Annotated in this window: 11 protein-coding genes; 3 read left to right on the forward strand and 8 right to left on the reverse strand. The window is 63.3% G+C overall.

Annotation, left to right across the window (positions count from 1 at the left end):
• Positions 1-329: 329 nt before the first annotated feature.
• Positions 330-1,211 carry a Dyp-type peroxidase gene (locus M5G17_RS17275; RefSeq protein WP_273894133.1) on the reverse strand — a complete coding sequence of 294 codons (882 nt, stop codon included), beginning with the start codon at positions 1,209-1,211 and terminating at the stop codon, positions 330-332.
• Positions 1,212-1,338: 127 nt separating this feature from the next.
• Between M5G17_RS17275 and M5G17_RS17280 the strand changes: the two genes are divergently transcribed.
• Positions 1,339-2,235, forward strand: a complete 897-nt coding sequence (locus M5G17_RS17280) for a bile acid:sodium symporter family protein (protein ID WP_273894134.1) — start codon at positions 1,339-1,341, stop codon at positions 2,233-2,235.
• Positions 2,236-2,241: 6 nt separating this feature from the next.
• On the opposite strand, the gene M5G17_RS17285 is transcribed toward M5G17_RS17280, so the two are convergent.
• The 7 genes from M5G17_RS17285 to M5G17_RS17315 form a co-directional block, all read right to left on the reverse strand.
• Complete coding sequence (locus M5G17_RS17285) at positions 2,242-3,039, reverse strand: AraC family transcriptional regulator (protein ID WP_273894135.1); 798 nt, start codon at positions 3,037-3,039, stop codon at positions 2,242-2,244.
• Positions 3,040-3,957 carry a pyridoxal-phosphate dependent enzyme gene (locus M5G17_RS17290; RefSeq protein ID WP_273894136.1) on the reverse strand — a complete coding sequence of 306 codons (918 nt, stop codon included), beginning with the start codon at positions 3,955-3,957 and terminating at the stop codon, positions 3,040-3,042.
• Positions 3,954-4,430 (reverse strand): RidA family protein, encoded by a 477-nt coding sequence (locus tag M5G17_RS17295; RefSeq protein ID WP_273894137.1) that lies wholly within the window; start codon positions 4,428-4,430, stop codon positions 3,954-3,956. The genes M5G17_RS17290 and M5G17_RS17295 overlap by 4 nt, the downstream gene beginning before the upstream one ends.
• Before the next feature lie 140 nt (positions 4,431-4,570).
• Positions 4,571-5,044, reverse strand: a complete 474-nt coding sequence (locus M5G17_RS17300) for a sterol desaturase family protein (RefSeq protein WP_273894138.1) — start codon at positions 5,042-5,044, stop codon at positions 4,571-4,573.
• Between the two features lie 55 nt (positions 5,045-5,099).
• Positions 5,100-6,041 (reverse strand): HlyD family secretion protein, encoded by a 942-nt coding sequence (locus M5G17_RS17305; protein WP_273894139.1) that lies wholly within the window; start codon positions 6,039-6,041, stop codon positions 5,100-5,102.
• 3 nt (positions 6,042-6,044) lie between these two features.
• Entirely contained in the window at positions 6,045-6,245 is a 201-nt protein-coding gene (locus M5G17_RS17310) for a DUF1656 domain-containing protein (RefSeq protein ID WP_273894140.1), read from the reverse strand.
• Positions 6,235-8,382, reverse strand: a complete 2,148-nt coding sequence (locus tag M5G17_RS17315; protein WP_273894141.1) for an FUSC family protein — start codon at positions 8,380-8,382, stop codon at positions 6,235-6,237. The genes M5G17_RS17310 and M5G17_RS17315 overlap by 11 nt, the downstream gene beginning before the upstream one ends.
• 460 nt (positions 8,383-8,842) lie before the next feature.
• Between M5G17_RS17315 and M5G17_RS17320 the strand changes: the two genes are divergently transcribed.
• A complete protein-coding gene (locus M5G17_RS17320; protein ID WP_130264664.1) occupies positions 8,843-9,550 on the forward strand; it encodes an MgtC/SapB family protein in 708 nt (235 codons plus the stop codon).
• Between the two features lie 89 nt (positions 9,551-9,639).
• Positions 9,640-10,551, forward strand: coding sequence for a LysR substrate-binding domain-containing protein (locus M5G17_RS17325; RefSeq protein WP_273894142.1), 912 nt, complete (start codon positions 9,640-9,642; stop codon positions 10,549-10,551).
• The last annotated feature ends 27 nt before the right edge of the window (positions 10,552-10,578 follow it).

Here is a 10,578-nt window from a genome sequence, read left to right on the forward strand (position 1 = left end):
TCTCAAGGGCGCCACAAGCCTTGCGGCGTACACCTACCAGCCCCCACCTCATCTCAAGCCCCACACCTCACCGTCATCACGCAATCGCAAAATGTGTAGTGGGTCAAAGGCGCAGGCTTTGAGATCGAGCGCCGCCCGCGCGGCGCATCGCCGGCAAGCCGGCTCCCACATTTGTTGCAACGTGCCATGGCCTGTAAGAGCGGCGTTGTCAGCCTGGGAGTACGGCGAGTGTGCTGGTCGAGGCCAAAAAACTGGCGGCTAACACGCAATCGCGAGATGTGTAGATACTTATGCTTATCGCGGGGCAAGCCTCCACAGTAGAAACTGATCTATCGTGCGAGCACAGCACTCAGATCCAGCCCCTGCTCACCCAGCGGCGGGCACCAATAATAGCCACCGGTGAGCGGCCGGCTGAAGCGGTACAGGGCGTCGACCACGCCGTCTTCCAGGCCGCTCATGCGCCGCAGCTGCACTTCGAAGGCATCGAAGGAATGGCCGAAGGCAAGAAACGCCAGGCCCGCACCGCGATCATCGGTCCAGGGCATCGAGCGACGGACGATAAACGCCTCGGGGTCGAAGCTTTCCTGGGCGGTGCGTTTGACATGGGCCGATACCGGCGCGTCGTCGAGTTCTTCGTTGTCGGCCTTGCGGCGGCCGATAATGTCGTCCTGCTCGGTCTGCGGCAACGCCTTGAAGCACTCCAGGTCATGGCGCCACAACTGGAAGGCGGCAAAGCTCGAGCCGTTCAGCCCCGCTACGTCGCTGGAGAGGATCGCAGCTTCGATGGCGGCGTCTGCCACCGGGTTCTCGGTGCCATCTTCGTAGCCGGTCAGGTCGTGGCCGGTCTTGTGGCGGAAGGCATCGGTGGCTTCGGCCAGACTGAAGGCTGGCGCCAGCAGTTTTTCCAGGGTCTGGCTGAGCAGCCACAGGTCACCACGGTCTTCACCGCGCAGCCACAGCCACAGATCGTGCTGGGTGCAGGGGTTGTCGACCGCCGTCGTCAGCTGTGGAAACCCGCGCAGGCCGTCGACACTGCCACCCAGGGCCTTAACCAGCGGCGCACCGAAACCGGCCACCACAGCACTGCCATCAACCTGTTGCAGCAAAGCATCAAGCACGACCGGCAGCGCAGTTGGCGAGTGCAAGGTGAAAAACAGGTGGCGGGCCTGGGCGGGAACGGGGGCTGCGAGAATGCCTGGCTGAAACTGCATCGGGAGTCGGATCCTGGGGTAAAGGCGCCGATGCTACTGTCTGGCGGATATAAACCGCAAGATCTGTAATGGATATTGAAATCCTTTCCTACACTAGCGGACACCGTTCTTCTTAAGAGTCCGTGCCATGACCGCTTCGCCTTTGCTCAGTGCTTTCCTGCCCATCGCCTTGGGTTTCATCATGCTCGGTCTGGGTCTGACCCTGACGCTGGCCGATTTCGCCCGGGTGGTGAAGTTCCCAAGGCCGGTGCTGATCGGCCTTGCCTGCCAGATTCTGCTCCTGCCGTTTATCTGCTTTCTGATCGCCAAGGGATTCGGCCTGGCGCCAGCGCTGGCGGTGGGCCTGATGCTGCTGGCAGCCTCGCCTGGTGGTACCACCGCCAACTTGTTCAGCCACCTCGCCCATGGTGACGTGGCCTTGAACGTGACCTTGACGGCGGTCAATTCGCTGATTGCGATCCTGACCATGCCGCTGCTGGTCAACCTGTCGCTGGCGTACTTCATGGCCGCCGACCAGGCTATCCCGCTGCAGTTCGCCAAGGTCTTGCAGGTGTTTGCCATCGTACTGCTGCCGGTGGCGCTGGGCATGTTGATTCGCCACTTGGCACCGGGGTTTGCCACGCGCATGGAGCGGCCGATGAAGATCATCGCGGCGCTGTTTCTGGTATTCACCATCGTCCTGGCCATGGTCAAGGACTGGCAGACGGTCGTGGACTATGCCCCGGTGGTAGGCGGCGCGGCGCTATTGTTCAACCTGCTGAGCCTGGGCATCGGCTACTGGCTGCCACGGCTGTTGCGCATCCCCAAACGCCAAGCGATCGCCATCGGCATGGAGATCGGCATTCACAACGGCACCCTGGCCATCGCCCTGGCCCTGAGCCCTACCCTGCTGAACAACTCGACCATGGCGATCCCGGCGGCGATCTACAGCCTGATCATGTTCTTCACCGCGGCGGGGTTTGGTTGGTGGGTAAGCCGTGACCGCGAACCTCTGGCCGTTGGCGTGGGCACGAGCAGCGAATGAAGGCGTCTAGCGTGAACGCGCCAGGCCGCGAGGCGGTGCACCGTAGGTTCGGCGAAACAGGCGGCTAAAATGCGCCTGATCGTAGAAGCCCAAGTCTAGGGCAATCGTGCTCAACGGCTGACCGGCCAGTACCCGTGGCAAGGCACGTTCCAGGCGCAGTTGGGTCAGCCACTGTTGCGGCGGCAATCCGCACTGGTTGCGAAAGCGGCGCAGCAACTGCCAGGGGCTGAGGTCGACGAAAGCGGCCATCTCTTCCAGGCTTGGCGGCTGATCCAGGCGCGACTCCAGCCATTCACGCAGTTGCCGCCAACGTTGCGGGTCAAAGCCTTGGCCGTGCTCGCTGACCGTCAGGGTCGAACCGAGCCCGAGCAACAGCGCCAGGGTTTCCAACAGTTGAGTGTGGAACGCCAGCGGATCGCGTTGGCGATGCAGGCCATCCAGCTGCTGTTGCAACTGCGGATGACGCAGCTGCGCGGCATTGAGGTTGGGCAGGCCCTGGTGGCCGTCACTCAAATCGCGGCTGACTTCAGCCAACCAGATCGGATCAAGGGTCAGGATGCGCATGCCGTAACCCTGCTCATCGGCACTGGCACCGTCGTGTACCTGCTCCGGGGCCATCAGCAGGATGTCCCCGGCCCCGGCCAGTTGTCGCGTGCCGGCAGCGGCATAGCGCTGCTGACCGGCGATCATCAGGCCGATGTGGTACTCCAGGTGAAAATGCCGGGGAAAGGCAAATTGCTGGTAGCGGGCATCGATCAGGCGTACGCCTGGATGCCCGGGGGCCTGATGGACGACGCTATCCAACTAGCAAGCCGCCCGCCATTGACGGATCTGGTCGAGGGTCGCGGTTACGCCACCACATACGATGACCAGCACCTTCTGATACTGCTTGAGCGCAGCCGTCGGCGTATAAGCCAGGGCCAGCGCCGCCCCACAGGCGGGCTCGACCAGGATGCGCTGGTCCAGCAGGAACTGCTCGCAAGCATCCAGCGCTGCCTGATCACTGACCACATGGCTGTACACCGGCCGTTCCTGGCTCCACTGGAACGCCCGTTGGCAGACTTGTTTGGCTGCAAGCGAGGTAGCCACGGTGTTGACGCTGTCCAGCGCCACCGGTTGCTTTTGCGCCATGGCAGCCGCCAACGAAGCGGCGCCTGCGGTCTCGACGGCAAAAACCGGCACCTGACCCCAGCCGTTACGCGCCAGCCCCTCGCAGACACCGGACAGCAATCCACCGCCGCCCACCGCGACCACCACCGCATCCGGGTTGAAACCCTTGGCGGCGACTTCATCGATCATGCTCGCATGGCCTTGCCACAGCAGCGGGTCATCGAAGGGATGGATATAGGCGTCATCCTCGCCCAGCATCGACAGTGCCAGGGCATTGGCTTCATGCCAGGCCTTGCCGTGCACAATCACCTCGGCCTGCTCCTGGCGGATCAATTGCTTGGCCCGCTCGGTGGTCGTCTCTGGCACCACCACGGTCACGGCCAGGCCCAGGCAGCGCCCGGCATAGGCCACGGCAATGCCGGCATTGCCGCCCGAAGACGAGATAAACCGGCGCTTGCCCTGCTGGGCGTAGGCCTGGCAGGCAGCGCCGATGCCGCGCAGCTTGAACGAACCGCTGGGCTGCAGCGCATCGAGTTTGAGCCAGATGTCCAGGCCACTGGCCAGGCTCAACGGACGCGAAGCCAGCAGCGGGGTTTCAATGTGCAGGCTCATAAGGTTTCTCCACTGGTCAATTCAACGATCAGTTCTATTTCGACACAGGCACCCCGCGGGATCTGGCTGGCACCGAAGGCGCTGCGGGCATGCTTGCCGCGCTCACCGAAGACCTCTTCGAACAGCTGCGAGCAACCATTGGCGACCAGGTGCTGTTCGGTGTACTCACTGCTGCTGTTGACCAGGCACAGCAGCTTGACCACTTTATGGATGCGGTTCAAGTCGCCAGTGGCGGCGAGTAAGGTCGCGAGCAAGTCGAGGCCGACACTGCGCGCGGCGCTTTGCCCGGTGGCGGTGTCCAGTTCGCGACCGAGCTGGCCGACCCAGGGGGCGCCTTCCTGCTTGGCGATATGCCCGGAAATGAACAACAGGTTGCCGCTCTGCACCCACGGCAGATAGGCGGCAGCCGGTGGGCTGGGCGGCGTGAGGGTAATGCCCAGTTGTTCGAGGCGCTGATGAGGAGATACGGACATGGCAGGTGGCCTTGAGGTGATAACCACGCCAGCCTAATGCCAGAGGGATGTTGGAATCTTGTATGAAATTGCGCGCAGGGCCTAAGTGCTCTCTTGTGGGAGCGGGCTTGCCCCGCGATGGGCATGGGTATCTGTCTGAATTACAACTGCTTCGCGCTCGATCGCCCCCGCAACTGCTGCTTCAACCTGCGCAGCGGTGGCGCATACAAAAAACCGAACGACACATTGTTGTCCCGACCCTTTATCCCATGGTGGAGCATATGCGCCTGGTACAGACGCCTGAGGTAGCGGTTGCGCGGTCGTGGCCGCAGCGGCCAGTGGCGATGGACGATGCCGTCATGGACGATCACATAGATCACCCCGAACGCCGCCACCCCTGCTCCCACCCACTGCAACGGCGCATGCCCGGCGCGCCCCAGCGCCACCAGGGCGAAGGCGATCAGGGCCAGGGCCAGCAGGTAGACGTCGTTGGTTTCCAGCGCGCCAAGCTGCGGCTCATGGTGCGAGCGGTGCAGGAACCAGCCCCAGCCGTGCATGATGTAGCGATGCGCGAGGTAGCCAATGCCCTCCATGCCGATCAGGGTGCAGATAAATACCACAAGGTTGAGGATCATGCGCTCGAGCTTCGCGTGGGGTGGCAGAATCGCTGCAAAGCCTACCACCTCGACCCTATTCGCGCACCGTCACCGTGGCCGTGGTACCGGCACGCAGGTTGGCTCTGCCGGCATAGTCCGGATCGATCTCGATGCGCACCGGGACGCGCTGGGCCAGTTTCACCCAGGTGTAACTGGGGTTGATGTTGGCCAGCAGGCGGTTGCCGGGGGCGTTTTCGCGGTCGGTGATGGCGTAGGCGATGCTCTGCACCGTGCCCTGGAAGCGTTCGCCGCTCATCAGGGCAACGTCTACCTTGCTGCCGGGGTGAATGCGCGGCAGTTTGGTTTCCTCGAAGTAGCCACTGACATGGAACGAGCCACTGTCGACCAGCGCCAGCAGCGCACCGCCGGCCGTGGCGTAATCGCCCTGGCGGGTCAGCAGGTTGGTCACGTAACCGCTGACCGGCGCATAGACCCGCGTGCGTTGCAGGTCCAGCTCGGCCTGGGTCAGGGCTGCCGTCGCCAGTTGCACGTTGGCAGTGGCCAGGCTCAGGTTGGCCTGGCCGCGCATCAAGTCGGCCTGGGCCACAGCCACGTCGGTACTGGACTTCTCCCATTCTTCGCCGGAGATGGCATAGCCCTGCTTCAAGGTGCGCCGCCGTTGCTCTTCGCTCTGGCGCTGCTTGAGCAACGCCTGGCTTGAGCTGATTGCCGCCTGGGCCAGGCCTTCGCTGGCCCGCGCCACGTCGATGGCCCGGCGCGCATGCTCGACCGCCAGGGCATAACGCTCGGGGTCGATCTCCAGCAGCAGCTCGCCCTTGCCCACGTGCTGGTTGTCCGCCACCTTGAGGCTGACAATGCGCCCGGCGACATCCGCAGGCACCGTCACCACATCGGCGCGCACCCGCGCATCGCGGGTCCAGGGCGCACGGGTGTAATGCTCCCAGGCAAACCAGCCGAGCACCACCGCCAGCACCACTACCACCAGGGTCGAGACCTGGGCTACGCGTTTGTTCAAGGTTCAGCTCCCCATGTACAGGATGATCAGTGCGCACAGGCAGGCGTACAGCGCGCCTTCAAACAGCGCCGGATGCCAGACCCGCTGCATGACGCCAAGCTTTTGCAGCAGCCAGAGCACGGCAATCAACAGTGGCAGGGCCAGCAGCAGCGCCTGGGCAATCGGCGGCAGGTAGACCCCGCCAATCTCGAAATCAATGGGCAAGGGCCGGGGCTCCTTCGGCAACGGGTTCAAGGTAGGGGCTGTAGTGGCGCAAGAAACCGGCGATCACCAGCAAGGCCACGCGGATGCGGAACAGCGAGCGCAGTTGTTCGGCCGGCGCCTGCAGTTGCTCACCATGCAGGTCGTCGAGGCTTTCACCCAGCGCTTGCAGGGTCTGCAGCAAGTCTGGCAACACCACCGAGGTGCGCCCGGCGATGTAGCGGCCGGTATTGCGCAGCACCTGTTCAAGCTGCGCGCGCATAGCCTGGGGCAGCAAGCGGTTGGCCCTGCCCTGCTCCTGCAGTTGGCGCAAGGCAACGCCCAGGGCCATGCACGCAAGGTTGACCTCGAACAACCCCCGCGAGCGCTCGTCACGGGTGGCTGGCAGCAGGCCGATAATCAGGGTCAGGCGGTCGACCATACGGCTTTCGAAGGCGAACTGGCGTTCATCCGAGGCCGGGCCCTTGAGCAAGGCATACACCTGTTCGCGGGTTTCGCGAAACAAGCGCTCGATACGCAATTGCGGGTTGAACGGGAAGATCCAGGCATACACCATCAGCGACAGCGCCGCGCCACAGATGTAGGCGCCGGCGAACTCAAACCACTGAATCGCCGTGTTCTGCCAGGCGCCGATATTCTGCGGACCGAACAGCAAGAAGCTCGACAGGCCCAGGCCCATGCCGATCCCCGCAGTCATCGGCCCCGACAGCCCCACTGCCACCACATAGAGCAACGGCAACAGCAGCAGCGCAAGCATTTCGAAGTCCACCACCTGGGGGATCAGCCAGAACTGGTACAGCGCCGACACCACCAAGGCCAGGCCCAGCCCGCGGGCGTAATTCTGTGCAGCCATCAGCGGACGCGGAAAGGTGGCCATCAGCGAGCAGAGGATCCCCACCAGAATCATCCCGGCACGGGCGCCGTCCCAGGCGGTTTCGATCCAGATCAGCCCGGCAGCGACCAAGGCGATGAAGGCGCGGCTGGCGTTCATCAAAGCCAGGCGCCAGTCCAGGTGCAAGGGATTGCTGCGCCCCTCGCGGTGCAGGCAATCGCCGGCGCGGCCTTCCTGGATGGCATCGCTGAGTTCGAGCACTTCACTTAATTGTTCCAGCAGGCGCGCCTGCTCCCAGCGCAAGGCCCAGGCCAGCGAGCGCAGCGGGGTCGGCAGGTCGCTTTGCAACTGCTCGGCCTGCAGTGCGGCTTGATCGAAGCGCCGCTGCAAAGCGCTGAAATGTTCGCGGGCCTCACGTGGCAAGGCCCGGCCCTGCTGTGCCAGCAGGTCGAGAAAGGCCAGCTCATCGGCCAGCAGGCGACTGATGAACTCTGGGTAGTTGCCTTGCCAGCGCTCGGCGATCATCAGCTTTTGATTGCGCAATACCGTCAGCCTTGAGCTGAGCAGCACCAACTGGTTGCCCAACAGCTGCACCAGGCCGTTGGCCCCACGCAAATGCGGCGCGTCGAAATACAGGTGGCGGCGCAGGCCTTCCAGGGCACTGATCTCGCCAAGGATCTGCATCTGCCGCTGACTGAACGCAGCGGCACCCTCTTCGCCGCGAATGGCCGCTGCAGCGTGGCTGGCCATAAGCTTGATCAGGTTGTCGACCTTGGCAAAGTAGCCGCTGGCGACTGCCTGCGGCCGAGCACTGAGCAGGCTTACGGCGCACACGCAGGCCACCGCCAACAGGGTTTCGGTGACCCGGGTAATCGCCAGCATCAGCGTGTTGTCCTGCTCGGGGATCGCCAGCATCGCCACCACCACCGCGGTAAAGCCGCTGAGCACGAAGGCATGCGAGCTGGTGTAGCGCAGCAAGGTACCGCCGGCGGTGCACAGGGCCAGCCACAGCGCCAGGGTGATGATGAACGGCAACGGCGCCTGCGGGAACAACGCCATGATCAGCACCGCCACCGCCGCCCCGAGGGTGGTGCCCAGCACCTGGGCAAAGCTGCGCTGCAGGGTCATGCCGCCCAGGGGCTGGCTGACGATGAACACCGCCATGATCGACCACTTGGGTTGGTCGAGGTCAAAGATGAACGCCAGGTACAGGGTCAACAGGCAGGCGACGATGGTCCGCAGGGCGAAACGCAGGGTGTCGGCGCCCGGGTGCAGCACCAGCCGCCAGTAATTGATCAAAGGTTGCACGCAGGCATCTCGAAGGTCCTTTGAGGGAAACAGTAGCTACTCAAGCGCACCATGGAAAGACAAGGCAATGACCCTCAGCGTTGCAAATCAGGAACGATATGCCGCGGATGCAATAATTGTCATGTTTTTACCCTTGACCCTGCTCGGATCGAGGGTTAGTTTCTCGCCCGCATTTTTGCACGCCTACACAGGAGTCCTGCATTGGACAGTAGCTCTGGTCGATTGCGACAGGTCCACACGGCGCGCTAGTTCAGCAGGTTCCCCTGCCACTGGCTCGCCGAACCCGGCGGTTAGTGGCGAATGGCATCCCTTGCGGATGACCATTCTTCATTTCCCCTCCCGCACACCTTGCACCTTCAACGGTGTTCAAGGCCCGTGGCCCTGCGCATTCTCTTTGTTCACGTACATCGCCGTCTGGGCGATGACAACACGGCGCATTGCCGTGGAGTCGAGGTTTGCTATGGATTGGAAAGTATTTCTGCTGCGCGTCACCGTCGCGCTGGTACTCGGGGCGCTGATCGGCGCCGAACGTCAACTGCGTCAGCGCCTGACCGGCCTGCGCACCAATGCCCTGGTCAGCACCGGCGCCTGCCTGTTTGTGCTGATGACCCAGGCGGTACCGGGCATGGCCGCCACCGATGCCTCGCGGATTGCCGCTTATGTGGTTTCGGGTATCGGTTTTCTCGGTGGTGGCGTGATCATGCGTGACGGCCTCAACGTGCGCGGCCTGAACACCGCCGCCACCCTCTGGTGCACCGCCGCCATTGGTGTGCTGTGCAGCCTCGGGCTGTTGCTGGAGGCGGCGCTGGGCAGTTGCGTGGTGCTGTGCGCCAACATTCTGCTGCGCGACATTGCCCAGCGTCTCAATCATCAGGATGTGCTGCCGGCCAACGAGGCCGAGCAGCGATTCGAGGTGCGTATCACCTGCCGCGCCGAAGACGAAATCCAGGTGCGCAGCCTGATGCTGCACAGCTTCGGCAACGGCGGCCTGCGGCTGCAGTCGCTGCACAGCGAAGACCTGGCCAACCCGGCCAAACTTGAGGTACGTGCCGAGCTGCTGGGCAGCCCCGATGCGCCCACCCAGCTCGAACGCCTGGTCAGCCGGGTGAGCCTGGAGAAAGGCGTAAGCTCGGTGCGCTGGCAAGTGCAGGAGCTGAGCGCCGATTAAAAAATATGCTCAATGGCAAGCAAAATCCGCTGCAGCAGCTCGCCGTGCACGGGGTATCGTGTAGCAAAATAATCAGCCAGAGGTGCACTGTGGCGTCCTATACCTTGCGGCAACTGAAGTACTTCGTCACCACCGTTGAATGCGGCAGCGTCGCCGAGGCGTCGCGCAAGCTGTACATTGCCCAGCCGTCGATTTCCACCGCCATCAAAGGCCTGGAAGACAGTTTCGGTGTACAGCTGTTCATTCGCCATCACGCCCAGGGCGTGTCGCTGACACCCGGTGGTGCACGCTTCTACCGCAAGGCCCAGGAGCTGCTGCGCATGGCCCGCGAGTTCGAGCAGAATGCCCTGGCCGATAACGACGTGGTCTGTGGCCAGATCGACATCGGCTGTTTCGAGACCGTCGCCCCGCTCTACTTGCCGCGCCTGATCGCAGGCTTTCGCCAGCGCTTTCCGGGGGTGGAGATCCGCCTGCAGGACGGTGAGCAGCAAGAACTGGTGCAGGGCCTGACCGGTGGGCGCTTTGACCTGGCGATCTTCTATGAGCACGACCTGGACAGCACCATCGAAACCGAAGCCTTGACCGCGCCGCAACGCCCCTATGCGTTGCTACCGGCCGGTCATCGCTTTGCCGGGCAGGCCCAGGTGTCGATTCGCGACCTGGCCCTGGAACCGATGATCCTGCTGGATGTGCAGCCGAGCCGGACCTATTTCGTAAGCATTTTCGAGGAGCTGCAACTGAGCCCGAACATCGTCTTCAGCTCACCATCGATCGAGATGGTACGCGGTATGGTGGGCCAGGGCTTTGGCTTTGCCCTGCTGGTGACCAAGCCCCATGGCAATTACAGCTATGACGGCCAGGAAGTGGTGTGCGTGGAGATTGCCGAGGCCGTTACCGGTTCTGCGCTGGTGGCCGGCTGGCTCAAGCGTGCGCAACTGACCAAGCCTGCGCAGTTGTTTGTCGATTACTGCAAGGAGCAGTTTGCGGCCTGGTTGGCCTGAACCGCATCGCGGGGCAAGCCGCTTCTG

Origin of the sequence: Pseudomonas rubra, from assembly GCF_028656935.1 — a bacterium.
GTDB lineage: Bacteria > Pseudomonadota > Gammaproteobacteria > Pseudomonadales > Pseudomonadaceae > Aquipseudomonas > Aquipseudomonas rubra.